27 protein-coding genes are annotated in these 24,582 nt (G+C 41.1%); 13 read left to right on the top strand and 14 right to left on the bottom strand.

Annotated elements, in window-relative coordinates:
* Positions 1–261 precede the first annotated feature (261 nt).
* The 4 genes from rpmH to tsaB all read left to right on the top strand — a co-directional run bounded on the left by rpmH (position 262) and on the right by tsaB (position 1,859).
* Positions 262–420, top strand: a complete 159-nt coding sequence (gene rpmH, locus MusilaSJ_RS00300) for a 50S ribosomal protein L34 (protein WP_083878950.1) — start codon at positions 262–264, stop codon at positions 418–420.
* A gap of 76 nt (positions 421–496) precedes the next feature.
* Positions 497–901 carry a ribonuclease P protein component gene (locus tag MusilaSJ_RS00295; RefSeq protein WP_274988091.1) on the top strand — a complete coding sequence of 135 codons (405 nt, stop codon included), beginning with the start codon at positions 497–499 and terminating at the stop codon, positions 899–901.
* Positions 902–914: 13 nt separating this feature from the next.
* Positions 915–1,157 (top strand): membrane protein insertion efficiency factor YidD, encoded by a 243-nt coding sequence (gene yidD, locus MusilaSJ_RS00290; protein ID WP_274988090.1) that lies wholly within the window; start codon positions 915–917, stop codon positions 1,155–1,157.
* Positions 1,158–1,166: 9 nt separating this feature from the next.
* Positions 1,167–1,859: a tRNA (adenosine(37)-N6)-threonylcarbamoyltransferase complex dimerization subunit type 1 TsaB gene (gene tsaB, locus MusilaSJ_RS00285; protein ID WP_274988089.1), complete on the top strand. Its 693-nt coding sequence runs from the start codon at positions 1,167–1,169 to the stop codon at positions 1,857–1,859.
* Here the strand turns inward: tsaB and MusilaSJ_RS00280 are convergent.
* A complete protein-coding gene (locus MusilaSJ_RS00280) occupies positions 1,856–3,310 on the bottom strand; it encodes a DUF5723 family protein (protein WP_274988088.1) in 1,455 nt (484 codons plus the stop codon). The genes tsaB and MusilaSJ_RS00280 overlap by 4 nt on opposite strands.
* Before the next feature lie 136 nt (positions 3,311–3,446).
* Positions 3,447–5,036: a hypothetical protein gene (locus tag MusilaSJ_RS00275; RefSeq protein WP_274988087.1), complete on the bottom strand. Its 1,590-nt coding sequence runs from the start codon at positions 5,034–5,036 to the stop codon at positions 3,447–3,449.
* Positions 5,037–5,122: 86 nt separating this feature from the next.
* Between MusilaSJ_RS00275 and MusilaSJ_RS00270 the strand changes: the two genes are divergently transcribed.
* The 8 genes from MusilaSJ_RS00270 (at position 5,123) to MusilaSJ_RS00235 (ending at position 14,322) form a co-directional block, all read left to right on the top strand.
* Positions 5,123–5,512 (top strand): DUF423 domain-containing protein, encoded by a 390-nt coding sequence (locus MusilaSJ_RS00270; protein WP_274988086.1) that lies wholly within the window; start codon positions 5,123–5,125, stop codon positions 5,510–5,512.
* A gap of 6 nt (positions 5,513–5,518) precedes the next feature.
* Positions 5,519–8,005: a replication restart helicase PriA gene (priA, locus tag MusilaSJ_RS00265; RefSeq protein WP_274988085.1), complete on the top strand. Its 2,487-nt coding sequence runs from the start codon at positions 5,519–5,521 to the stop codon at positions 8,003–8,005.
* Positions 8,006–8,066: 61 nt separating this feature from the next.
* The gene (locus MusilaSJ_RS00260; RefSeq protein WP_274988084.1) at positions 8,067–8,840 is read left to right on the top strand and encodes a helix-turn-helix transcriptional regulator; all 774 of its coding nucleotides are present in this window, start codon (positions 8,067–8,069) and stop codon (positions 8,838–8,840) included.
* 66 nt (positions 8,841–8,906) lie between these two features.
* Positions 8,907–9,221, top strand: coding sequence for a hypothetical protein (locus MusilaSJ_RS00255; protein ID WP_274988083.1), 315 nt, complete (start codon positions 8,907–8,909; stop codon positions 9,219–9,221).
* A 142-nt stretch (positions 9,222–9,363) separates the two neighbouring features.
* Positions 9,364–10,809: an arginine deiminase family protein gene (locus MusilaSJ_RS00250; RefSeq protein ID WP_274988082.1), complete on the top strand. Its 1,446-nt coding sequence runs from the start codon at positions 9,364–9,366 to the stop codon at positions 10,807–10,809.
* A gap of 92 nt (positions 10,810–10,901) precedes the next feature.
* Positions 10,902–11,819, top strand: a complete 918-nt coding sequence (ctlX, locus tag MusilaSJ_RS00245) for a citrulline utilization hydrolase CtlX (protein ID WP_274988081.1) — start codon at positions 10,902–10,904, stop codon at positions 11,817–11,819.
* A 149-nt stretch (positions 11,820–11,968) separates the two neighbouring features.
* A complete protein-coding gene (locus MusilaSJ_RS00240) occupies positions 11,969–12,865 on the top strand; it encodes a Fic family protein (RefSeq protein ID WP_274988080.1) in 897 nt (298 codons plus the stop codon).
* Positions 12,866–13,050: 185 nt separating this feature from the next.
* Positions 13,051–14,322 (top strand): IS4 family transposase, encoded by a 1,272-nt coding sequence (locus MusilaSJ_RS00235; RefSeq protein WP_342457030.1) that lies wholly within the window; start codon positions 13,051–13,053, stop codon positions 14,320–14,322.
* Between the two features lie 252 nt (positions 14,323–14,574).
* Here MusilaSJ_RS00235 and MusilaSJ_RS00230 read toward each other — a convergent pair whose 3' ends face one another.
* The 6 genes from MusilaSJ_RS00230 to MusilaSJ_RS00205 all read right to left on the bottom strand — a co-directional run bounded on the left by MusilaSJ_RS00230 (position 14,575) and on the right by MusilaSJ_RS00205 (position 19,225).
* Positions 14,575–15,096 carry a tetratricopeptide repeat protein gene (locus MusilaSJ_RS00230; RefSeq protein ID WP_274988079.1) on the bottom strand — a complete coding sequence of 174 codons (522 nt, stop codon included), beginning with the start codon at positions 15,094–15,096 and terminating at the stop codon, positions 14,575–14,577.
* 342 nt (positions 15,097–15,438) lie between these two features.
* Positions 15,439–15,684, bottom strand: coding sequence for a hypothetical protein (locus tag MusilaSJ_RS00225; RefSeq protein ID WP_274988078.1), 246 nt, complete (start codon positions 15,682–15,684; stop codon positions 15,439–15,441).
* A 34-nt stretch (positions 15,685–15,718) separates the two neighbouring features.
* A complete protein-coding gene (locus MusilaSJ_RS00220) occupies positions 15,719–16,468 on the bottom strand; it encodes an ABC transporter ATP-binding protein (protein ID WP_274988077.1) in 750 nt (249 codons plus the stop codon).
* Complete coding sequence (locus tag MusilaSJ_RS00215) at positions 16,465–17,334, bottom strand: ABC transporter permease (protein WP_274988076.1); 870 nt, start codon at positions 17,332–17,334, stop codon at positions 16,465–16,467. Before MusilaSJ_RS00215 ends, MusilaSJ_RS00220 begins: the two co-directional genes overlap by 4 nt.
* The gene (locus tag MusilaSJ_RS00210; protein WP_274988075.1) at positions 17,335–18,309 is read right to left on the bottom strand and encodes an ABC transporter substrate-binding protein; all 975 of its coding nucleotides are present in this window, start codon (positions 18,307–18,309) and stop codon (positions 17,335–17,337) included. It lies immediately after the preceding gene.
* A 229-nt stretch (positions 18,310–18,538) separates the two neighbouring features.
* Entirely contained in the window at positions 18,539–19,225 is a 687-nt protein-coding gene (locus tag MusilaSJ_RS00205; protein ID WP_274988074.1) for an HAD family hydrolase, read from the bottom strand.
* A gap of 257 nt (positions 19,226–19,482) precedes the next feature.
* On the opposite strand from MusilaSJ_RS00205, the gene MusilaSJ_RS00200 reads away from it, so the two are divergent.
* Positions 19,483–19,785: a hypothetical protein gene (locus tag MusilaSJ_RS00200; RefSeq protein ID WP_274988073.1), complete on the top strand. Its 303-nt coding sequence runs from the start codon at positions 19,483–19,485 to the stop codon at positions 19,783–19,785.
* A gap of 78 nt (positions 19,786–19,863) precedes the next feature.
* On the opposite strand, the gene MusilaSJ_RS00195 is transcribed toward MusilaSJ_RS00200, so the two are convergent.
* The 6 genes from MusilaSJ_RS00195 to MusilaSJ_RS00170 all read right to left on the bottom strand — a co-directional run bounded on the left by MusilaSJ_RS00195 (position 19,864) and on the right by MusilaSJ_RS00170 (position 24,549).
* Complete coding sequence (locus MusilaSJ_RS00195; RefSeq protein ID WP_167516102.1) at positions 19,864–20,016, bottom strand: hypothetical protein; 153 nt, start codon at positions 20,014–20,016, stop codon at positions 19,864–19,866.
* A 165-nt stretch (positions 20,017–20,181) separates the two neighbouring features.
* Positions 20,182–20,589: a DUF983 domain-containing protein gene (locus MusilaSJ_RS00190; protein ID WP_274988072.1), complete on the bottom strand. Its 408-nt coding sequence runs from the start codon at positions 20,587–20,589 to the stop codon at positions 20,182–20,184.
* A 4-nt stretch (positions 20,590–20,593) separates the two neighbouring features.
* Positions 20,594–21,478: an AraC family transcriptional regulator gene (locus tag MusilaSJ_RS00185; protein WP_274988071.1), complete on the bottom strand. Its 885-nt coding sequence runs from the start codon at positions 21,476–21,478 to the stop codon at positions 20,594–20,596.
* Positions 21,479–21,568: 90 nt separating this feature from the next.
* The gene (locus MusilaSJ_RS00180; RefSeq protein WP_274988070.1) at positions 21,569–23,326 is read right to left on the bottom strand and encodes an ATP-binding protein; all 1,758 of its coding nucleotides are present in this window, start codon (positions 23,324–23,326) and stop codon (positions 21,569–21,571) included.
* A 274-nt stretch (positions 23,327–23,600) separates the two neighbouring features.
* Positions 23,601–23,972: an aldo/keto reductase gene (locus tag MusilaSJ_RS00175; RefSeq protein ID WP_274988069.1), complete on the bottom strand. Its 372-nt coding sequence runs from the start codon at positions 23,970–23,972 to the stop codon at positions 23,601–23,603.
* Positions 23,947–24,549 carry an aldo/keto reductase gene (locus MusilaSJ_RS00170; protein ID WP_274988068.1) on the bottom strand — a complete coding sequence of 201 codons (603 nt, stop codon included), beginning with the start codon at positions 24,547–24,549 and terminating at the stop codon, positions 23,947–23,949. Before MusilaSJ_RS00170 ends, MusilaSJ_RS00175 begins: the two co-directional genes overlap by 26 nt.
* Positions 24,550–24,582: the final 33 nt, after the last annotated feature.

The raw sequence follows: 24,582 nt of genomic DNA, 5'->3' as shown, positions 1-24,582 counted from the left end.
ATTAATGTTAAATTTAACTTTTTATTTAATTTGATTTGGAATGATAGCTTGCCGCTGTTATTTCGTTCAGATAACGAACAGGATTTCGAATTTAATTATTGCGCGTACAATTAGTTTTCCGAAAAAAGGGCTGCTGATTTGCGGCTGCCGGGCGGCAGTACACATGTTATTATAAATAAGAAAAATAGTGTTTGAATTATTAAATAAAATAACTACATTTGCGCTCTTGTTTTAAAAAGACGAATAGAATAAAATATAGCCATGAAAAGAACGTTTCAGCCTTCTCAAAGAAAAAGAAGAAATAAACACGGTTTCCGTGAACGCATGTCAACTGCTAACGGTAGGAGAGTATTAGCAGCCAGAAGAGCTAAAGGCAGAAAAAGGTTAACTGTTTCTGACGAAGGCAGGCACAAAGCATAATTGAGGTTGCCCTACCCTATTTATAAGGGTTTGGAACCGCTTATCTGCTTTATCCTTCGGTTCAAAAATGGCAACTATGTATACTTTTAAAAAAGAAGAACGGTTATGTAACAAAAGGCTTATTGACAAGCTTTTTCATAACGGTTCTTCTTTTTTATGTTATCCCTTCCGGGTATCCTGGCTTGTCAATCCCGAGCCACAGCCCTATCCTGCACAAATTCTTTTTTCCGTTCCTAAAAAGCGTTATAAGCATGCCATTGACCGTAATTTGGTAAAACGACTGATGCGCGAAGCGTACAGGCTGCACAAACAGCAGCATCTTTATGATATTCTGCAGCAAGCGGATAAAAAGATAATTGTTTCGGTAGGCTATGTAGGCAAAGAAATTGAACCATACCTTTTCATCGAAAAAAAAATGCTGAGGATGCTTGCCCAGCTTTCAGGTGAGTTAACTGCTGCAATACCCGTCACAGCTAATTAACATGAATGGGCTTATGGATACAATCGCCAGGTTTTTAAAAGCAATAGTTGGGGGAATTTTCATCATCCTGATCAAATTTTACCAATATTTTATATCGCCGCTTTCGGCTGCATCCTGCCGGTATACACCTACCTGCTCGCAATACGGTATTGAAGCCATCAGGAAGCATGGTGCTTTTAAAGGTGGCTGGTTAACCATAAAGCGCATTGCCAGTTGTAATCCCTGGGGTGGTCATGGGCATGATCCGGTACCATAAATTTATAATATGAGCCTTATACTTCAAATAGAAACAGCAACAACATCCTGCTCGGTAGCACTTGCCCGCGATGGCAAGGTTTTGGACTTTAAGCAAATAAACGCCCGTAATATCCATGCTGAAGTTATTACTTTATATATCGATGAATTACTGAATAACCAGGGAGTAAGTTATAACGAGCTTGATGCTATTGCTGTGAGCAGCGGTCCGGGGTCATACACCGGTTTACGGATAGGCGTATCTACCGCCAAAGGATTGTGCTTCGCCCTTGATAAGCCTCTGATAGCAATTGAAACACTTGAAGCTATGGCTTATGGTGTTATTAACAGCGCGGGATTTGCTGCCTATGGCAATACGCTGTTATGCCCGATGATAGATGCCCGCCGAATGGAGGTTTACACAGCACTATTTGATGCAGCCGGCAACAGGGTGCGTGAAACAGCTGCCGATATCATAGAGGGAAACAGCTTTGCCAACTATTTGAAAGATCATCAGATCTTGTTTTTTGGTGATGGTGCCGAAAAATGCAAAGCTGTTTTAAGTGAAAGCCCAAATGCTTTGTTTTTGGATGATTTTGTAAACTCGGCAACATATCTTACCCAAAAAGCAGCTCAAAAATTTGCTGATGGCGCATTTGAAGATGTAGCTTATTATGAGCCTTACTACCTTAAGGATTTTATAGCCGGAAAAAAAGCGCTTTAATTATTGGTTTTAAAAATACGGCCAAATAAACGGCCCAAAAATCCTTTTTCGCCCATTGGGATATAGCTGGAGTTCATGGGATGTTCAATTACCCGTCCAAATTTCAGTGAAAAACCCAGGAAGATATCTGCCCCACTATAATTGCCTACGTGATTTATTTGATTGGTATTATTTAAAGCGGCCAAGGTAAGGCGACCTGTATTTAGTAAGCGTTCGGAACCTATAAAAAACTCTACATTGGGCGATTTTACCATGATTTGAGCGCCGAGATTAAATAATTTATAGTCGTCATAAGTGGCCGTTAAGGTAGCTATCAGATTGTTTTTTTGTACCGAGTTAACCATTGCACCGGTAAAACCGGAAAAGAACATTTCTTTTTGGGCTACAACTGTTGGGAAGTACCTGATTTTTTTTTCATCATCAAGCCAGTAGCTTTTGGATACACTCAATTCGGCTTTGGCATTGGTTTTTGTATTAAATGAGGTAACTGCTCCGTTGCTCCTGAACAAGTCATATACGGCATTATATATATTTTCATCACGATGCTGGGATGTAATATCTGTTATGTTTGTTGTGTTATTAAAATCAGTAATGGTTGAGCGCTTATTCCAGTGAATAAAGCCAAGGTCTTTTATGTTACCTTGTATCAGGATCCCATCCTCTGTTCGGTAAGTTGCACCCATTGATATCGCCGCACCTGGGTTGCGAAACGTTGGTAAAAAGTCGCGCCCGTTTAGTCTGCCGGGCACATAGCTCCTGTAATACCGTCCCCTCATATAAACGTCGGCATTGTCATTGTCAGGATTCGCCGGGTCGCGGTTAATTTGCAGGCTCGACTCCTCCACATCTATTTTGTTATATTGAATACCAGACAGGTAGCCCAGCTTAAAGCCTAAGGAGAGTTGTTTACTAACCTGCTCCCGGTAGATATAACTTAACTGGTCATACATCTGCACCCTATAATGGTTATTGAATATATTATCATAATGGTCTTGCGAAAAATTTGATGGGCCATCAAGAAAAGCTATAGATTCATCGGAGACCAGGCCTTTACTTTCTACCTTAGTTTGAGCCGAAAAGCCCATTTCAACATTACCATTTAAGCTGGTGAAAAGTTTAACCATTACTGCATAGGCATTGGCATTGGCATTGAAATGATTTAAAGCATTTTGGCCGATGCGAAGCGATGAGGTATTATAATACGAAGGCTTTGCAAATGCGCGGCTTTTTAGCGGCCGTTGTATATCGCCGGTTATATAAAAATTAGCATCGAAATTAGGGATGAAAAAATTGAATGCTATTTCCCGGCTCGAATCAGGGATAAAGGCTCTTTGTGAAGGATTTTCAAATGAATCATAAAGGGTGCCGGTATTATACTGCGAAAACTGTTGAGCCGATACGGATAAAGAATAAAAGATAAAGAAGAGAATAGTAAAGAAGATCTTATTCATAATTGGCCCACATATCTTGCCCCGAATTTTTTTAAAGAAAAGAACTCAAAGCTGATTGTCTGTAAAATTTTTACAAATTGCTATTTGTAATGTTCTACGAAATTGGGCGGGTATTGTTGTGTAAACGTAAATAAATTTATTTTTTTACTGTACTTGTATCCGGAACATTCAGGCGCATACAAAAATTGGTATAAAAGTTTTTGTCGGATGCGGTGAGCTGGAAGGCTGCACCATAATAATTTTTCCAACCAGGGTCGCTGTTTTCAAAAGCATCGTAAAAAGGCTTTTTTAAATCGCGCTTTAATACAGGCTGCATGTTTTTAAAGTTAATGAAGAAGGCCACATTGCTCCTTTCGGCCAGCAAGTTATCAAACTGGGTATACTGATCGGCTTTGCCTATGAATTTGCGATTGAAGTAGGTGTCGTTATAACTTTCTAACTCGGATACCGATGTGGCAAGTATGAGATAATTATCAATGATCATAAAGTAAGGTTTCCGAAAAACGCTGAATGCATCGCCCAATAAAAAGAAAGGCAGTTTTTCATAATTAAACTGGCCAACTTTATCAGTAACCATATTACTGATGTTCATCATCACCGGAAAAAGCTTTGAGCCATCTTTAACAGAAATGATGGCAAATTTTTCAAAGTACCGCGTGGTAACTATCGCGAACTCGTTACCGAGCAGCTTTTCAAACTCAGGTTTTACAAACAGCCCTGCTTCTGATTTTACCTTGTTCAAAAGTTCATTCTTTTCCCCGCCCACTCCCGCTTTATCATGCCATTGTGAAAGGTCGGCCTCAAACTTTTTAGGATCTGAAACGGCGAAGCTTGTGCTGTAGGCAGTTGTAGCCGGGAAAATATCTTTTAAATGATTCTCGACAGGTTGCTGGGCCGAAAAAATATTTAAATAACTGGTTGCATTATTTCGCTTGGTGGTGAACCCGTTAAACATCAAAGCATCGCTTTTATAATTTAAGTTTAATGCCGCATAGGCCGGCAGCATTCTAAAGCTCTTAAAAATATCGGTAGTTTTATTAAGGAACAGCTGATCAAAAAACGGGTTAAGCTGGTTGTAATTAATATAAAGATTGGCAAGTGAATTGGCGTTTTGCTGCTCAGGCAACGGTACAAAGCCATTATGGCCTTTATCCTGCTGATAGATGGCGCTATGATCAACCAAATCCTTTGAAAAACTGCCCGAAAATATATTGTCGCCGGTTTTAATGAGGTAAAAATGTTTGTTGAGTGGCTTGACATATATATTATAACCCTGGCTTGTCGCTATTTGCATAGGTGCTATTTGTAAAGCGCTTTTGGCACTGCCTGTTAAATGATTAAACATATTTGCCGAAAAAGCTTTTGATGCCGAAGTGGTTACCAGCAAGTCTATATCATCATTATTTGTTGGATGAAGGGAAACGAAAATGTTTTGACCTGTAAAAAACTGATCAAGCTGCGGAGAAGCAATGAGCAACTTGCGTAAGGTATCAAGTTCATGTAATTTGCCAGGGCCAACAAATGTGCTCAGTAGCTGGTTGCCGGCAAAAATATCATAAAATCCCTTTTCATTACCGAACTCAAATACTGCCACCGCATTATCAGGAATGGCACGCATAACCTGTCCGGTACGCACTCCCGGCGGACTTAAATTTTTAAAATATAACACCGTTACCAGCACGGTAGCTATAATCAAAAATATAGTGGTTACTATCAGTCGTTTCATAGCAGGGGGCGTACAGCAAATATAGAATTTTACCCCACGGCGTTAAAGTAATACTTTCAATTGGTTAACTTAGCTTTTTATATCGCATGAACAAACAAATAATTATTACCGCTTCGTTTTTTGGTATGCTGGCCGTTATAACCGGCGCTTTTGGAGCCCACGGTTTAAAAGCATTGCTTGCTCCGGCCCAGCTTGAGGTTTGGCATACTGCTGTACAATACAACTTCTATCATGTATTTGCTTTGCTTTTTTTAGCAGTTTTTGCGCGGGAAAAGAGTGGTGGCTTAATATCAGCAGCTTACTACCTGTTCACTTTCGGCATTATATTCTTTTCAGGCTCGCTGTACCTGTTATCATGCCGCGATCTGCTTGGCTGGAACTGGCTTATAGCCATGGGGCCAATTACACCCATTGGTGGTTCGTTGTTCATTTTGGGCTGGCTGATGCTGGCATTAGCTGCTATCCGCAACAAATAATAAACAATGTTAGAGTTTGCCGAAATTGAACATACCGATCGTGAAACACTTTTTGCCGAAGTGATTTTGCCATTGGCTATTTCAAAAAACTACACCTACCGGGTTCCTTATGAGCAAAATGATGCTATTGCTATTGGCAAAAGAGTAGTGGTGCAGTTCGGTAAAAGCAAGCTTTATACAGCTATTGTTAAAGAGATAGGCAAACTGGCCCCCGAAAAGTACGAGGCCAAATATATCATCGAGATCTTGGATGACCGGCCGGTTGTAACCCTTAAACAGCTTGAATTTTGGCAATGGCTGGCAGATTACTATATGTGCAACATAGGCGAAGTTATGAACGCCGCGCTGCCATCGGCACTGAAACTGGCCAGCGAAACCCGCATTATGCTTAACCGGGAATATGAGATAGATAAAGCCACGCTTCATGATAAGGAATTTTTAATTGTTGAAGCTCTCGAAATTCAGCCGGAGCTTACTATAAGTGATATTACCAAGCTTTTGGGGCAGAAAACTGTAATGCCGATATTGAAGCTGATGTTTGAAAAAAACATCATCAACATATCCGAAGAGGTGAACGAACGTTATAAGCCCCGCAAACGCACTTTTATTACGCTTAACCCGGTTTATAACAACCAGGATAATCTGCGGGAGCTATTCCCGATATTGGAAAAGCGCGCGCCTAAACAGGCCGATGCCCTATTAGCTTACATCAAGCTTTCCCGTCATCAAAAAAACATCACCAAAAACGAACTTATTGAAGAGAGCGGTGCAGGTGAGTCAAGCATTAAATCGCTCATTGAAAAAGAGATCTTCTTTTCGGAAGACAGGAGCGTTAGCCGCCTGCATTTTGAAGAGGGAGAAGAAGGCAACAACTTTGAATTGAGCGAACAGCAAAAAGAGGTACTTCAAAGTATCCGCGGGCAGTTTAAAGAAAAAGATGTAACGCTGTTGCATGGCGTAACCTCATCAGGCAAAACACAATTATATGTAAGGCTGATAGAAGAGATTGTACGCAGCGGCAGACAGGTACTTTACCTTTTGCCTGAAATAGCCCTAACAACACATATTATTGAAAGGCTACGGATGTATTTTGGTGCGGATATCGGTGTTTATCATTCGCGTTTTAATGACAATGAGCGGGTGGAGGTTTGGCAGAAAGTTTTAAGCGGAGAGTATAAGATTGTGCTCGGCGCGCGGTCGTCCGTGTTTTTACCTTTTGCCGATCTGGGATTGATCATCGTTGATGAAGAACACGAAACATCATATAAGCAATTTGATCCGGCGCCGCGCTACAACGCACGCGACACCTCGATTTTTTTGGCTAACATGCACCAGGGTAAAGTGCTTTTGGGTTCGGCCACGCCATCCTTTGAAAGCTACTATAACGCCCGCACTCACAAATACGGTTTTGCAGAGCTCACCGAACGCTTTGGCGGCGTTGAGCTGCCCGATGTGCAGGTGGTGAGCATAGCTCATGAAACCAAACAAAAAACTATCCAGTCGCACTTTACCAGTGTGCTGATGGAGGGCATCAAACAGGCACTTGAAAATAAAGAGCAGGTAATTTTATTCCAAAACCGCCGTGGATATGCCCCCATCCTGATGTGCAAAGTATGTGCTTATACTCCTAAATGTATCAACTGCGATGTAAGCCTTACTTATCATAAAAGCAGCGGCAAGCTGCATTGCCACTACTGCGGTTACAAGGAAGATACGCCATCCATTTGCCCCGCCTGCGGATCTACCCACCTGGAATATAAAGGCTTCGGTACCGAAAAAATTGAAGATGAACTGAGCGTTTTACTGCCCGAAGCCCGGATTGCCCGAATGGACCTGGATACTACACGTTCACGGAACTCCCTGCAAACTATCCTTAACGATCTGGAAGAAAAAAGAATAGATATCCTGGTTGGTACCCAGATGGTGGCCAAAGGGCTTGATTTTTCAGATGTGACACTGATTGGTATTATTAACGCCGATAGCTTGCTGAAATTCCCTGACTATAGGGCAAACGAGCGTGGTTATCAGCTACTTGCACAGGTAAGCGGCAGGGCCGGCCGGCGGGGCAAGCAGGGCAAAGTAGTTGTGCAAACCTATGATATTTATCACCGGGTGTTAAAGCAGGTGATCGATAACAACTACGCCGATCTATATTTTACCGAGATGGAAGAGCGGAAGGGCTTTAAATACCCTCCCTTCTACCGCATCATTAACCTCGATATCAAACATAAAAATCCTGATGTACTCCATAACCAGGCAGAGTACCTCGGCGCGCGGCTCCGGGAGCATTTTGGAGAGCGGGTGATTGGCCCGGAGCAACCGCTCATCAGCAGGATCCGCAATTATTACATTAAAAGCATTATGCTCAAATTTGAGAAGGATGGGATCTCTATCATAAAAGCAAAAACTGTTTTAAGGGATGTGATCACTCAGTATTATACAACCAAACTTAGCACGGGCAGTATTGTACAGCCCGACGTTGATCCGTATTGATACAATCCTGAACCGTGCCGGGCGGGAATTTTCTGATCAACAAATTCTGTATCTTAGTTAAATGCATATTGAACGCTTTACGCCCGGCGAAATACTAAAGCCTTTTATACGGCAATACGTTTTTATCGAGACTGCAAATGATCTGGTCAATCGTATTTTGCCCGATACATCGCTGGTAATGGCGTTCAGGTACGGTGGCAAGATTAGCGATATTACCGAGGCACATAGCGGTAAACTTCCCTCTTCTTTGATCACCGGCTTAAAAAAATCGCCCAGGCTAATTAATTACGCATCAGGCACAGGCAATATGCTGGTTTTATTTAAAGCAGCCGGAGCGACAGCGTTTTTTAAAAATCCGCTTCATGAATTGTTTGAAACAACTCTGCCGCTTGATAACTTTATTGACCGGTGTGAATTAGTGTTAATTGAAGAACAACTGGCAGAAGCTGCCAATAATCAGCAACGGGTAATCATCACCGAACAATTTCTGCTTAAACATATTGAAAGCCACAAACAGGACCAGTTGATCATATCTGCCCTGCAAAAGGTCCGCTTATCAAAAGGCATGATCAAAATTAAGGACCTTGCCGATACACATTATATAAGCCAGGATGCATTTGAAAAACGCTTCAGGCGAGTGGTTGGTACTTCGCCAAAGCAGTTTTCCAATATCATTAAGATCAGGTCGATAGTTGATAGTAAACCTAAAAACGGTTCGCTCAGCCAGGTAGCTTTAGAAGCCGGGTACTTTGATCAGCCGCATTTCAATAAGGAATTTAAACTGTTTACAGGGTTAAACCCCACCGATTTCTTTAAAATACCGCAAGCCTGGTAAATCAATGATTTTTTACAAGTATTGAGCTTCCATTATCCCGATTTTTGAAGAAAAACAAGGATAATCATGAAACAGATATTTATAGATCAATTTATTGTTCCCGCAACAGCTGAACAGGAATTTAAAGAACGTATGAAAGTCAACAGGGATTTTATTAAAAAACTTGAGGGCTTTACTGAAGACAGGGCTTTTGAACGTTATGATGAGCAAGGCAACCTCATTTGCATTACAACTGCCATTTGGCAAAATGAGGATGTTTTGCAAAAGGCTAAAGAAGCAGTGCAGCAGCTATATCAGCAACAGGGCTTTGATATGAAGGCTATGTTGCAAAGGCTAAACGTAAGCATGGAAAGGAACACTTACCGGGAGATTGCCGATTAGAAAGCAGCAACATATAATCAACACATAAAACGTTTTATATTGAATTAAAAGAACAGGCAAATATTACCCGGCCTAATTTTGCCGGGTAAGCCCGTTTTGTAATTTAATTTCTGATAGATTTGTGTTACGATTATAGTGTTTTATGACAATAACCAACTCCGATTTTAAAATAGATGTAACCTCCGAAATTGGTACACTCCGCACTTTGCTTATTCATAGTCCGGATAGCGGTTTGGGCAAAGTTGTGCCTTCAAAGGCGCAGGACTGGCTTTTTGAAGATATAATTCACCTGGATACGGTACGCAGGAATGAATACGATTACTACGTAAAGCTGTTGCTCTATTTTCTTGACCCGGATAAAATAAAAGGCAAGCTGCATCAAATTGATGATGAAGCAACGCGCCGTTCGTTTTTTAAACCCGATAATGCAGGCTTCCATTCATCAGATAAGGTTATCGAGATCCAAACCCTGCTGGCCGATATTTTACAGCAGCCGGATATCCGTAAAAAACTGGTAGCTGCTGTATGCGCGGTTGAAAGCTGCAATTACCGTTTACAACGGCAGCTTACCGATACTGACCCGGTTGAGCTGGCCAAGATCTTTATTTCGGGTTCGTTAACAACCGAAGAAATGATCTTTGCCCCTATCCCCAATCTTATTTTTTCGAGGGATTTGGGTATAGCGGTTAATAATCATATGCTGCTCAACAAGCCGGCAAAGAAAGCCCGTTTCCGCGAAACTTTGCTGATGCGTTACATATTTTTCAATCATCCGCTGTTTGAAGCTTACCGCGATAATATTTTGGAGATTCCTGAAACCGCGCAGCATTTTTTACGCCCGGGCGAAGATGCTGAAGGCCGCACAACTTTAGAAGGCGGCGATGTGATGATGGTAAGTCCTGATCATTTAGTGATTGGCTGCAGCGAGCGGACATCTGTCAGCGGTGCTAATGAAGCGATCAGGCTCCTGTTTGAGCACGATGTAGTGAAGAAGGTAACCATCGTAAAAATTCCAAACAAGCGTGATTATATGCATATCGATACTGTTTTTACGCAGGTAAAGCGCGATACCTGGGTACTACTCCGCTCGCTTGCGGTGGCCGAAGCCCCCATTGAAGAACGCGAGCCGATATCATGGTTTGCCGATAAAAAACAAAAAGAACGGGCGGAAATTGTACAGTTTGAAAAAGATGAAAAACCAAGGCTATTTGGTTGTATTGAGGACCTGCTTTCTGACATCAGCGAGAACGACCTCAAAAGCGGTGTAAAAACCAAGTTTATTTACTCGGGCAACAACACCTTCCCCTTTGATGCCCGTGAACAGTGGACAGACTCCTGCAACCTGCTGGCCTTAAAAGAAGGCGTTGTTGTTGGATATGATCGGAATGATAAAACTGTAGAGGCTTTTAAAGAAAGCGATTTTAATGTGATCAGGGTAGCCGAGCTGCTTCAAAAATTTGAGAATAATGAACTTGATCCGCAAAGTTTAACTGATACGCTAATATTAATGCCTTCAGCCGAACTTTCCCGTGCCCGTGGTGGTTTCCATTGCATGAGCATGCCGGTATTCAGGGATACTGTAATTTAATTTGTCATTGAGTCATCTGGTCATTAAGTCATTGCTTTGCATGATTTATTAAAAAAATGACTCAATGACCCAATGAAATAATGACAAGAATCATGAGTCAATCAACATCACATATATTAATGATCTGCCCGGTTAATTTCGGGTTTAACGAAGAAACCGCTGCAAGCAATGCCTTCCAAAACCCTGATGCCGAAAAAAATGGCGTACAGGAAAGAGCCTTGAGTGAGTTTAATAGTATGGTTAACATTTTGCGCCATAATGGTGTAGATGTTAGCGTTGTAGATGACACCCCACAGCCCTATACGCCCGATTCAATATTTCCTAACAACTGGGTATCTTTTCATAACGATGGCGGCGTTTTCCTTTACCCTATGCAGGCCGAAAACCGCCGGCTTGAGCGCAGGGAAGATATCATAACTAACCTGGAGGATAAATTTAAAGTAGCCCATGTAATTGACCTGAGCCGTTTTGAGCGTGACCACTGCTTTTTAGAAGGTACCGGCAGTATGGTACTTGACAGGGAGAATAAGATAGCCTACGCATGCCTGTCTCCCCGGACAGATAAAGATGTGCTTAATTATTTCTGTGAGCAATCGGGGTATCAGCCCATTAGTTTTGAAGCTATAGATGAAAAAGGCAAGGCTATTTATCATACCAATGTATTGATGTGCATCGGCAGCCGGTTCGCGGTGATCTGCCTAAACAGTATTCCTAACCCGCATGAAAGAATAACGGTTATCGAATCGTTAAAATCATCGCACAAAGAAATTATTGAGATCACTTTTGAGCAGATGAACCAGTTTGCAGGCAATATGCTGGAGGTGAAGAACAAAGCCGGTGATGCTTTGATCGTGATGTCGCAAAACGCTTTCAGCGCTTTGACTGAAGCGCAACGTTCCGCTTTACAACAGTATGGAAAGCTGGTTTATGCTGATATAAATACCATAGAAACCAACGGTGGCGGCAGCGCAAGGTGTATGATGGCAGAGGTGCATTTGCCGGTTAAATAGTTTACCAGTCACCGCCGCGTATTTGACAAGGAAGCTGACAAATTGATAAACTGAAAACCCTCCGTAACCATTGCCGTTATCGGCAAATAAATACAAAAATCGAGCTCTATTTGTTATATATTTGCCGATAACGGCAAAGTCATTAGATTATGAATTACATTTCGGTAAGCGAATTTGCAAAAAAATGGAAGACCCCGGAAAGGACCATACGGAATTACTGTGCTACAGGGAAAATTAAAGGAGCCTTCCTAACCGGTAAAACCTGGAATATTCCCGCAGATGCAATGCTACCGGAAAAAGAAACCAGGAAAAGATTTAGTGACAATGTTTTGCTAAATAATTTGAAAGAGCAAAAGGACATGAAACTTAAAGGTGGTATATATCACCGTACGCAGATTGACCTAACCTATAATTCCAATCGTATTGAAGGAAGCAAACTAACTCATGACCAAACCAGGTATATTTTTGAGACCAATACTATTGGAGCTACTAAAGAAAGTGTCAATGTAGATGACATTATTGAGACGAGCAATCACTTTCGTTGTATCGATCTGATCATCGATAAAGCAATGTCCAAACTAACAGAAACATTTATAAAGGAATTACATTTTTTGCTAAAATCGGGCACTTCCGACAGCAGAAAAGATTGGTTTAATGTTGGTGAATACAAAAAGCTCCCAAACGAAGTGGGAGGTAATGAAACATGTCATCCAAAGGAAGTTCCAGCAAAAATGAGAGAAATACTCGCTGATTACCACAGTATCCAAAAGAAAAACCTTCAAGATATTATTAACTTCCATTATCAGTTTGAAATTATTCATCCTTTTCAGGACGGCAACGGCCGTGTCGGTCGATTGATCATGTTTAAAGAATGCCTTGCCAATAATATTGTACCATTTATTATAGATGAAGACCTGAAGCTCTTTTATTACAGAGGATTGCAGGAGTGGAATCACGTAAAAGAATATCTGTTAGATACCTGTCTTACAGCTCAGGATAATTATAAGGCCGTACTACGGTATTTTGAAATAGAGTGGATAACTTAAGGGCGGTACTTCACTTTGTAGAGCCATTTCACAAAAATTGCACTTCAACTGTATAACAGCAACTTACATTAATAGCTTATCTTTAAACATACGTTATTAATTAGTTTTTTTTACTAACGAATAAGCCCCTTCGTCAGGCATAGCCGTCAATTTAAGGAGTAGTATAAAAATTTTTAAGAGCAAGAATCGGCCAACCAAACCTGACAGGGTTATTTAGACGCTTAAAAGCGGAATTATTTGACCATGGATTTCTTGATACCCTTGCTAAAAACACGGGAGTGATCAAACGTTTAAGGAAGATAAGCGGATCAGATCTTCTGGATACGCTGCTATTTGACAGCAATCAATCATTTAATGGCATGAGTATGCAGCTGATGTTAAGGCATTCACTTAATATATCAAAACAGGCCCTGCATCAAAAGTATAATGAAGGGCTGACGGAGTTTATCAAAGGGGCTCTGGAGCGACTTTTAGCGATAGAATTGCCTTGTAGAGAGATACAAGGGCTTGAGATCAACATCAAAGATTCCACACGTTTTGCCTTACCGGAGGCAATGGCGGATGTTTATCCGGGGACAAAAGGCTGCGGGATAAAAGCTGGCGCGGCCCTGCAGTTTGAGTTTGGGATCAAAAGTGGAAGTTGTGATATCAGGCTAACACCGGGCAATTGCAATGACCAGAAAGAAAGCCACCTCGATCAGCAGATGATTCGACCGGGTGTATTATACATGAGAGACCTGGGTTATAGCCATATTGCTTATATGAGCAACATTATCGAAAAGAAGGCATTCTTTGTCAATAAGTTAAGCCCCAAAACATCGATACACATTCTGCGTAATGAAGTATACCAGGAGCTGGACCTGACCGCTTTACAAAAATCAGGAAAAGCATTTGACGGTTTAGTTTATATTGGAAAAGACAAGCTACCTGTCCGGATGATTATTGAACCGGTAAGTGATGAAATAAAAAACAACCGGATAAGCCATACCGATAAATACAACAAAAAGAAAGGCCATCAGACAACAGCGCTTTTCAAGCTCAGAGCAGGCTTTAATTTCATTGTAACCAACCTGGATAGCACTTACAGTGCCGAACTGATCCGGAAACTCTATCATCTCCGCTGGCAGATCGAGTTGGTGTTCAAAGGCTGGAAATCATCGTTGAAGATCCATCAGATGCCTAAAGGAAATACCCACCGTATCACCTGTGCACTTTACAGCAAACTATTATGGGCTATGTTAAGCTGGAAGATAACAATGTCAATCGGTAAGATCGGCGAGGTAAGTATCCTCAAGGTACACAGTTTTATAGCATCAGGTATGCAGGAGCTAAGGCTGCAATTGTGGGGATTAAGCAGTAAGTGGCTGGATATGCTCGAACAGCTTCCGTTTTACAAACTGCTTAAAGAGCAGAAAAAAGGACGGCTCAAAACAGAGGAAATTGTAATAATTATTTGATAATCAATATATTAAATGCTATCTTTAGGTGTAAACAAAGAGAAAGGCAGAACCCTTTACCGATCTGCCTTTCAAAAAAATAGAAATAAAACTATGAGAGCAAAAATACATAAAGTTTGCCTTTACGGGCAAACTACGTTCTGCCCTCAATCTCAAAAAAACAAACTCTTTTTTATTGCTTTCGCTTAAATTGACGGCTATGCTTCGTCAGGGGCCTATTCGTTAAATATCTAATTAAACAGCTATTCAAGTTTATTCGGTAATGAAATAGAGATAAGCCTGTTTTTGCTTCATTTTTGAGCGTACGCGTTTAAAACTATCTTCAATGTCTTTACGCTCGTCTTTTTCAGTTACTTCCATGAAGGCTTCCTGGTAATAACCTAAGGATTTATTCCAGTCCTTTTGCTTTTCATAAAACAAACCAAGCAACTCTAAGGTGCGGGCCTTGTTCACTCCCGGTGTGGTTAAGGCCCGGGCCGAAATTGTTGAAACCAGCTTATCCATTCCCAGGAATACGACCAGATCAAGATAATGGGTGTAATTATCCGGAAACGATGGTTCCAGCTCCATACAAGTTTTAAAATGATAACCTGCGGTTTGGTAATCCTGGATCTTGTAATAGTAGATCATCCCCAACTGGTAATGTGCCCTTGCAAAAAATGGCTCATCAGCGATGATCTGGTTTAATATGTTTAGGCCTTTAGGTGTCTCTCCGAACGATAGTTCATCAACAGCCTGGAGGTACTTTTCTTCTATTGAATAATAATTGTCCATATAAAATTTCAAATTCAGTTAAGCTTACGTTTATGTAAGGCTTAATGTTATACTAATGTGGTAAATGCAGGATCGGTTTGGATGCTTCGAAAGCACTACACCGGGGTAGAGAAGAGAATTATCGACACAAAACCCTTCTGCTGTGACGCCATGGGCCACATTATTGTTGAGCAGATTGATTTATTAAACAGCATCGGTTTGTACTTTATGAATACAAACTTACAATTATTGAACGAGAAAAGCAAGAGAGGAAGTGTTCATGCACGGCTCAATACCCTGTGCATGAGTTTTATGCCTTTATATGACTTGTAAAAGGCAATGTAAAAAAATAGCAGCTTGAAATTAAGCTGCTATCGCGTTTTGTTTAACCGCCTCAATCATGAAGTTGTTTTTTAATTCTTTTTCGGAGATCATTACGCTGAAATCATCAAACTTAACGCCATGTTCAAGCGGGTAAAGTACATAGCCGCGTTTAAGGGCATCATATGCGCCAAGTTCAAATATTTCGTCGTGCTTTTTGCCTTTTATTTTCGCGCCGCTTACTAACTGGTAAGCGTCGGATATGGGTTCAAAATTACTGTTTTTCATAGTACAGGTAGCTATACAATTACTTTGCCAATTTTTATGCAAACCAGTCGAACAAGTCGTTTTGTTTTAAAGAAGCTTTGGCCGTACCCGATAAGTCATTAATAATCAACCCTTCGCCCATTTGTATTATTCGTGTGCCATAATTAAAAGCATCCTTCAAATTATGCGTAATGAATACCGCCGTTAAATTAAAATCGCGGATCAGTGTATCAGCCGTCCGCATTACTACATCGGCCGAACGTGGGTCGAGGGCTGCCGTGGGTTCATCGAGCAGTAAAACCTTGCAACTGTCCATTACACTCATCAGCAGGGTAAGCGCCTGCCGCTGCCCGCCCGATAAAGTACCCATCGGTTGGTCTATCTTATCCTGCAAACCCATGCCAAGGCCGGCTACTTTTTCCTGAACCTGTTTTTTAAAAGTGTCATTTATCCCAACGGATAAACCTTTTCTTTTTGTGCGGATCGATGCCAGCCGGAAATTATCCAAAATGCTCAAATCAGGAGCTGTACCACTCAAGGGGTTTTGAAATACCCTTGCAATCCACCGGCTGCGTTTGTAATCAGGCATGTTGGTTACATCGTTACCGTCGATACTTATAGTGCCGTTATCGGGCGATACGCTACCGGCAATTAAATTAAGCATCGTGGTCTTGCCTGAGCCATTCGAACCAACTATCACCAAAAACTCACCGTCTTTGATCTCCAGTGTAATGCCATTAACCGCCTTTACCTGGTTGGCTTTACCTTTATTAAATGTTTTATGTACGTCGGTTATCGTTATCATGATGATCTTAATAAGGATAAACGCGGCAGGCTTACAATTACCAGCACAAAACCGGCAGTAACTATTTTAAGTAATTTAGGGTCGACACCAACTGAGAGTGTAAACGCCAAAACCACCTGAAATATCACTGCCCCTGCTAATACCAATACCAGACTTAACCATACCGAGGTAAGCTTAAACCAGTTAATTAATGTTTCGGCAATGATCACCGATCCTAACCCTACTATCACAATCCCAATACCCATGCTGATATCTGCAAAACCCTGGAACTGGGCTACCAGGTAACCGCTCAAAGCCGTGAGCGCGTTGGCCAGTGCCAGCCCGGTAATCTTCATCCTGTCGGTATTTACGCCTAATGAACGGATCATGGATTCACTGTTACCTGTAGCCCGCATGGCTATGCCAAAATCGGTTTTGAGCAGGTAGCCGATCAAAAAAGTGATCACGATAACAAAAATGGCAAGGATCCAGAATGTATTTTGATTGGGGTCGCTCACAACATTTACTATGGTAAATAACGAAGGCAAATTGATAAGCGGTAAATTTGAGCGGCCTAAAATAGTAAGGTTAACCGAGTAAAGCGCCGTCATGACCAGGATGCCGGCCAGCAGTGCATTGATCTTTAATTTGGTATGAATAATACCGGTAAGCGCCCCCGCTGCTGCGCCTGCCAAAATCACAGCAGGTAAAATAACATAGGCAGGCTGATGATTGGTCAGCAATACTGCCGTAACCACACCACCCAGTGTATAACTGCCATCGGTTGTGATATCCGGAATATTGAAGATTTTCATGGATATATAAATCCCCAGCGCTATGGCCGAAAAGCACAGGCCCTGCAGTAAAGCGGTAAGGTAAAAATCCATTTATTTTACAGGCTCAAAATTTGGCGGAATGGTAATATTGTATTTTTTAGCAGCAGCCGGGTTATATACCCTCTTTCTGACCTTTACCATTTCGGGTTGCAGGCCATCGGTTTTATGAGTTTTAAGAAATTGGGCTGCCTGCTCGCCGGCCTGGTACCCCCATTGATAAATATCAGCCCCAAAAGCAGCTACGGCTCCACGTTGTACCAAACCTGCTTCGCTTGTAAAAATCGGGATGTTTTTTTGATTACAATTTTTCAGGATGGTTTCAAAAGATGCAAAAACGGTATTGTCCGGGTTAGCAAAAAAGGCGTCGATGTTTTTACTTAGCAGCGACTGCGTAACCAACTGCGCATCGGCAGAGGTATTTAACGGAAGCGCTACAATATCAACGTTTAGCCCTGCGGCCAATGATTTAATACGGTTTAAAGCATCGGCCGATTGCGGCTCCGACTGATTATAGATCATCCCGATAACCAGTTTTGCGCCTTTAGGCTTAAGCAGTTTGGGAATAATGCTAAACGATGTATCAATATAGTTTAACTCTTCTACCGCACCAAAAAGGTTGGCGGGTGCTTTCCCGCTGGCATCAACTACCTTCATCCGTTCGGCAGTTGGGGATACCATGGCAAAAACCGGAATATATTTTGTTTTCTGAAGCGCTGTTACTGTTGATAATGTTGTACAAGTTGCCAGCAGGTTTACACTATCAGTAACAAAGTGGTTGACGATTTGCGTAAGCGTTGGGATATCACCCTGGGCATTGCTGTATTCAATCTGAACGGTTTTCTTTTCTTCGCTGAAACCATTTTTGTTCAAAGCATCAGTAAAACCTTTGCGGGCCTGTGATATGGTGGCATCTTCAAAAGCATCAACAAAACCAACTACAGGCACCTGCATTGATTTGGTTTGGGGTTTACAGGATACAAAAAAAACAAGTAATATAGCTACCGGCAGATATTTGATAAACTTCATTTTACTAAATTAACTTTTTAGCCGTAAAGCTGAAAGTACAATGGCAAAAGCTGAAAATTGTTTTACAATAAGATTATCATTATACGAAAGCTTAAAGCAGAACACACAAAGCCAAGCCGGCAAGCCGATTGTGAAAGTCGGTTAATTATATATAATAATTTACTGCATTACCTTTCCGGGTAATGAGCTAACAACTATTCAACCCTAATATGATTAAAACACAATAATTTTAAAGCAGCTCTTTAAGCCCGGCAAAATTACTGATAGTTGCTATCATGCCATCAGGCACAACGCCAAAACCATAATTTGCAAAAATAAAAGGTACACCGGCTTGTTTGGCGGCATTGTAATCGCCCATGGTATCACCTACATAAACCGGAGCTTTCAATTGGTGGTCGTTAACCACATCTTTGATATTATCGGCCTTAGGGTTTCCTTTTGTGCCAAAACACTGATGCCCAAGAAAATGGCCATGCAATTGGTTCAGATCCAAAAACAGTTCGATATAACCGTTTTGGCAATTGCTTACAATATAAAGCTTATAGTTTGCGGCAAGATATTTAAGCGTTTCTTCTAACCCGGGGTACAGCTCCCCTCCTTTGGTATGTAATATTTCCAGCTCACTTACAGCACAGAGCGATTGTACTTCTTTACGTTGCTCAATATTTAGTTCCGGGAATAATTTATCAAAAATGGCATCGTAGGTCATTCCGGTGATGGAACGCACACGTTCCTGCGTCATTTCTTCCTGAATATAATCTACCTTGCTTAAAGCTGCCTGCCATGCAAGAGCCACATTGGCGGTACTATCCCAAAGGGTACCATCAAGATCAAAAATTATGCTGTCGTATTTATTTTTAAGCGAATCATTCATATCGCCGGCAAAAGTAATGTTTTTACCCCTGCCGGCTATCACATTGATGTTTATTTATAAGAGAAAGCCTTTGATTACTCCCCGATAAAAGGTTTTAATTTTTTTTGCAGAAATATCAATGTTATATCAAATTTTCTCCCTACATTTAACTATTCACTCAGATCTATTAAAAATTGCGTAAAACTACGTACGCAAAACGGTGAAATCCCTGATTATTTTTTATAAAGCGTTGGTTACTTTTGGAGCATAATGTGTTTCTGAACATCCGGAGGCATCTTTTAAAAACTTATACCTTGCTTATGAAATTATTCTACCATTTTCTTGTTTTGGTCGCGGCGTCTCTCATTTTAGTAGCTTGTGCCAATATGTTTGCCTCAACGCCCGAAAAAAAACTCGACAAACCTGCGCAACGCAGCGGCATCTACTTAGGCAAAGATTCATTGTATAATTCAGAAATAAACACCCGGTTGACATTCTCGGATTCTTATTACCATGATGTTTTAAACCGGTATACAAGCGGCAGCCACCAGGCCTGGCACAAAATCAATAACAATTTATTTATGGCTGCAAATTACCTGGGCCTTAACCCAATCGAAAAATAATTTAGTTTAATAGTTAGTTAATTAGTTAGAAACAGTTGTAAACAGTCGCCGCAGAATGCTCCGACTGTTTTTTTATGATCAGAATTTGGGAAATGAGCCCAGGCCAAAAAATATCGCGAATAAAGGGATAGCCAACAAAAAATATGCTTTTGCCAATTGTCTGTCATCGGCATTTCCAACTACAAATACATTATATAGATCGGCTTTCAGTGATTTAAGTTTCGCTTTCATGATAATAGATTTTAAGTAATTATAAACAGCTTAATTTCAAGCACTTATTTAATTTATATAAATTAAGCTTGTTATTATTATGACTGTAGCTGCGGATTTTGGTTTAAATGAAAATGCCCTTAATTTTTTAATCAAGGGCATCTGTATGTATTTCAATCAATTAAATTATTCCGTTTTATCCTCGCTCATCTCCGGATGATAATGTAAGCCCGGTGTAAGCCAGTGCAAAAGCATCACTCTTGAATACCTGAAATTAAATGGCGCTAAAACTACCGCTACCCCTAAAATAATAGTTACATACAACCAGGGGTTACTGCTGCCTGTTAAAACGCTGATAGCAACTGCCAGTGTAACCATCTCAGCAACGTTAAGCGCATAACTGGCAAACATGGCGACGTAAAAATAACCGGGTTCACGCTCATACACCAGGCCGCAGTGTGAACATGTTTTATGCATCTCCTGTCCTTTAAATTCATACATACCGGTAGCAAACAGATCGCCGCGCCTGCAACGCGGACATTTAGCGTTTACAAAGGCAGACCAGGCGGATAATTTATATTTAGGGGTTTCCATATTGTTATGATTTATTATTTAAGGTTTTTTTTCTGAACTCTTCGGGGGTAATGCCTTCAATTTTTTTAAAGAACTTAGTAAAATAGGAATTATCGCTAAAATTAAGGTTAAAAGCAATCTCGCTGATATTAAGCCTCGGATTGGTTAATAACCTTTTTGCTTCAAGCAAAGTACGGTTACGGATCACCTCTCCTGCCGACAGGCCAAGCACATCTTTGCATACCGCGTTTAAATGATTGGGGGTGATATAAAGCAGTTCTGCATAATCTTTAGGGAGTTTTACATGGATATAATGCTGCTCGATCAGTTTTTGAAAATTTCGGATCAGGGTTTGATTATAGCCCTGTTTCCCGAAGTTGTCGCTCTTTCCCCCGCAACGGTTGATGAGGATAAAAATCTGCAGCATAAGCAGTTTAACCATGTCGCTGCCTAAGGCGGCCGGTTTTTCAACTTCGGCTAATATTTTTTCAAAAAGGGAAATTATCACCTGTAACTGATCTGCAGGTAAATCAATCACCTCATCCTTCGGGTTACCGTTCAAAAAGTAAAAGTTGTCAAAATACCCCGACCGTAATAAAAACGACTGGATAAAGGAGCTTGAAAAATTAATGATATAACCATCGGTAAAACCTTCAAAATCCCATGAATGCACCTGACCGGGGGTCATAAAGTAAATCTGACCTGGTTTTACCTCAAAGCTTTCAAAATCTATGGTATGCGAACCACCGCCATCGGTAAACAATACCAGGTGATAAAACGAGTGACGGTGCGGGAAGAAAAGGTTTTTGTGGGCATCCAGGTAAGGCGCAAACCTGCTGATCAGGACCTCATCCTGCTTTATATCATCGGCAAGTGTGCAAATATCAATTGTTGGAATGCTTTGTAACATGTCACAAAACTACACACAATACCCTCTCCCTTAATGGTACTATTTTTATTTTATATGGTACTAATCAACGATTGACAAGTTTGTGATAAATCACGTCCATTTTTGGATGATATCTTCCAGGCGCTCAAAAGTAAAAGGTTTACTTACAAAATCTTTCATACCGGCCTGGCTGCATTCACGTTCATTTTCGCTAAGCACATTGGCTGTCATGGCGATAATAGGCGGAGCCCCCTTACCGTGCTTAGTTAATATATGGCGGGTGGCCTGTAAACCATCCATTTCGGGCATTTGAATATCCATAAATATCAGATCGTAGTTACACTGCTCAACCATATTAACCGCGGCCAGTCCATTTTCGGCAATATCAATATTATAACCAACCTTTTTAAAAATCTTACTGGCTATTAACTGGTTCATTTTATTATCCTCGGCTAATAAAATGCGTAAAGGCCGGTATTGAAAGGCTTCCTTTACATCCGGTTGCATCTCCGGTTCGATAATGCTATAGGTAACATGTAAAGGCAAGGTAAAGCTAAATAATGAACCCTGGGCTTCCTTACTTTCTACCCAGATCCTGCCATGCATCATCTCCACAAGTTTTTTGCAAATGGATAAGCCCAGCCCCGTACCGCCGTATTTGCGCAAAGCGGTAGTATTTACCTGCGTAAATGGCTTAAATAACTGTGCTAATGCCTCTTCACTTATGCCAATCCCGTCATCTTTGATGCTAAAGGTTATGTCCTGGACGTTGTTCCTGATCTCAGATGCTGTGACGCGTAAACTTACCGAACCTTCGTCGGTAAACTTAATGGCATTGCCGATCAAATTAACCAGGATTTGCTGAAGCCTGCCCTCATCTGCTATTACATAGTTTGCCACATTAGCGTCAACATCATATGTTAAGCTTAGGGGTTTGTGAAGGGAAGTAATGGCCGGTTCGGTAATTTCAATAACTGTTTTTATGCAGCTACGCAAATGCGTTGAAACCGGGTGAAGGATTAGTTTATCGGCTTCGATCTTTGAAATATCGAGAATATCACTGATGATGTTGATCAGTAAATTACTGCTCGATTGTAAAGTTTGAAGCAGTTCCTGCTGCTCGGGCTGTAAATTGGTACGGGATAGCAGTTGGGCGGTACCGATGATACCGTTAAGTGGCGTACGAATTTCATGACTCATATTGGCCAGGAAATTCGATTTGGCAAACGTAGCCGCCTCAGCCTGATCACGTGAGGCCGAAAGTTCGATTTGTGAAGCTTGTAACTCTTCACTTTTACGAATCAGGTCGCGCTTATCGGTTTCGTGGCTTTTTTTAATAAAACCTACCAGCAGCCCAACAGTCAATATGTTTACTACAGCCGATGTGATGAGGTCAGATTCCTTTGACGCCGTGCTATCATAAGGCTGTACTAAACCAGGAAAATGTTTTTCAATAAAGTAGCACCCTAAAAATATAGCTATTAGCGCTCCAATAAAAATATAATGGTATCGCTTTTTTACAAGCAGGGTTATGAGCACAATAAAAAAGACACCCGAAAGCGTTGTTGATCCGGTGATACCACCATTGTAAAACCAACCCGGAATAATTGCGGCCAACCCAAAGCAAATGTAAATAACGGCTACATCCTCTTTATACCTGACAAACCTGCTCCTGTAAAAAGCCCAGCCCGACATCAGGATCACAAAAAGCTCAACAAGTTCGAGTTTATAACTTAAACCTAAAAACAAATTGCAGATCAGCGAAAAAATGCTGCTGGCACAAATGAATAATGAGAGCGCATTAAACAGCTTGTTCTCCAGCGACAAATCAGGCATCCCATAGCCAATAATCCGCTTAAGCTTTTCCATTTAAAATAAAAAATTAATTAGAGGGAACTCTTTATACTCAAAAACAGGGAGTTCGGTTTAGTAAATAAACTATTTTTTAGGAAATATTTAAAACTTTAGTGTTTAAAAAGATAAAAAACAGGATATTATTGTTTAATAATTAAATTAAAAAAACAATATAATTATTAAGTAATTCAAAATCAGTCTTTAAAATGTTAACCCGACAGTTAAAACCAACAGCGCACCCTTCATTTGAAAAGCCCATGGTTATATATAGTTAAATATAAATTAATATTTAATAAGCGCTGGCGATATTCAGCACCTCAATAGCTTCATTACTTAATTTCAAAGTGGCTGATTCAAAAAGATCAGTAAGTTGCTCCAAACTGGTGGCACTAACAATGGGTGCTGTAATACCAGGCCTTGCAATTAACCAGGCCAGTGCGATTGTCGACTGGCTGGTTTTATACTGCCCGGCAAGGTCATCCAGTGCTTTTAATATTCTGTAGCCCCTTTGGTTAAGATATTTTTTTACCATCCCGGCGCGGCTGCTGCCCTTCAGGTCGGCTTCCGAACGGTATTTGCCGCTTAAAAAGCCGCTGGCCAACGAAAAATAACTGATCACCCCAAGGCTCTGCTCTTTAAAAAGGCTCGTAAGTGGTTTCATATTTTTCCCTGTCGAACAGGTTATATTCGGGTTGAAGCGTTTGATAAGTTATCAGGCCTTTTTCAACACTCGTTTTGAGCGACTCATGCAAACGCTCCACAGACATATTGGAAGTTCCTATAGCCCTCACCTTACCATCCTGCACCAGTTGATCATAAGCGCGCAGGGTTTCTTCAACCGGGGTTGAGGGGTCGTCGTAATGGGTTTGATACAAGTCTATATAATCAGTTTGCAAGCGCTTTAATGAAGCCTCGGCCGATTTAATAATGTAATCCTTTTTAAGGCCTTTACTGCCCGAATCCATTTCGGCACCTACTTTAGTGGCTATAGCTACTTTATCGCGTTTGCCGCTTTGCTTAAGCCAGTTACCAATTTCGGCTTCCGACTCGCCGCCTTTATTGCCCTCAACCCAGCGCGAGTAAACATCAGCGGTATCGATAGTGTTAAAACCGGCATCTACAAATGCATCCAGTAAAAGAGTTGTATCCTTACCTTTAACAGTCCATCCAAACACATTCCCGCCAAAAACCAAGGGCGCTGTTGATATGCCTGATGCTCCTAATTCACGATTTTTCATAATAATTTATTTAGGGTATTACTGGGATAAAGC

Source organism: Mucilaginibacter sp. SJ (assembly GCF_028993635.1).
Lineage (GTDB): Bacteria > Bacteroidota > Bacteroidia > Sphingobacteriales > Sphingobacteriaceae > Mucilaginibacter.
The sequence above is the reverse complement of the archived record's forward strand: the minus strand, read 5'-3'. Positions and strand labels throughout refer to the sequence as shown.